This window comes from Acholeplasma laidlawii, assembly GCF_015709225.1.
Taxonomy (GTDB): Bacteria; Bacillota_I; Bacilli_A; order Acholeplasmatales; family Acholeplasmataceae; genus Acholeplasma; species Acholeplasma laidlawii_A.
Map to the genome: position 1 here is coordinate 1 of NZ_JADNRS010000026.1, position 1,160 is coordinate 1,160.

Below are 1,160 nucleotides of genomic sequence, written 5' to 3' on the forward strand. Positions count from 1 at the left end.
GAAATTAGTGGAACAAGTAGTACGAAAGTCTACGGTGAAGCTAGTGTGTTTGGTTATGAAATAACAAGTACATTATCACCAGTAGATGATTATGAAGTTAGTTATGAACTATCAAGTGAAGATGTAGGAGAAAGAAGCTATACATTAACATCTAACTTAGACACAAATAACTATGATGTTAATTATGTAGAGGGTTTAATTGAAATAACCCCAAGAACATTAACAATTTCTTATAGTGGTCAAACAAATTCTATTTATAATCAAGTTGAAAAGACAGTTAACGGATCCGCTACTAATTTAGTATTTGGTGATACTTTAGTAATAAGTAACAACAAACATACAAATGCTGGAACGTATGAAGTAACCATTAAAATTTTAAATGGTGTAGATGATGTTACATCAAATTATGCTATTACAAATCCAAGCACATCAATGACAATTCAAAAATTATCTATTGTTGTTGATTGGAAATTCCAAGATGGTATTGTAAGTGCTTATGCAATAGATGGTATTTATGAAATTGAATTAGAATTACATCATCATGACCAACAAACAATAGGGATTCATACAGCAATAGCATCTATGGTTAAAGCAATTGATAATCAAAACTATAATCTAGAACCATTAGAACATGTATACGAGATTACAAGTAACTTTATTAATCTAGATGAATTAAATATAAGTAATTTAGAAGTTACATACAATGGACAAGAACAAGGATATGATTTTGCATTTAATGTAGGTAATGGATATGAAGTAACTAATATTACTTATAATAATTCTGAAAATATACCAACTAATGTTGGTGAATATGAAGTAAGATTTGTCTTAAGTAAAGAAAACTATTATCCAGTAGAAGGTTATGCGTTATTAACAATAAAACAAAAAGATTTAGAAATTGATGTAGAAAGTAATCAATCATTTGTTTATGGAGAAAGTATTGATATTAAACACTTTGTAAATGGATTGATTACAGGAGAAACAATTAATTTAATATTAAATAATTATAATGTTGGTTCATCGCTAGTTGAAATTGAAGATAGTATAGTACTTGAAAATTATAATATTATCTACACTGATACAGAGGTAAAAATAACACCAAGAACGTTAAAAATTACACCAAATGCTGGTCAAAGTAAAGTATATGATGGAACAACTGA

The 1,160-nt window shown here is 27.5% G+C and carries 1 protein-coding gene; it reads left to right on the forward strand.

The genetic code is table 11. The features are described from left to right. A partial coding sequence (locus IY230_RS02175; protein WP_196369707.1) for an MBG domain-containing protein occupies positions 1 to 1,160 on the forward strand: 1,160 nt, incomplete at both ends.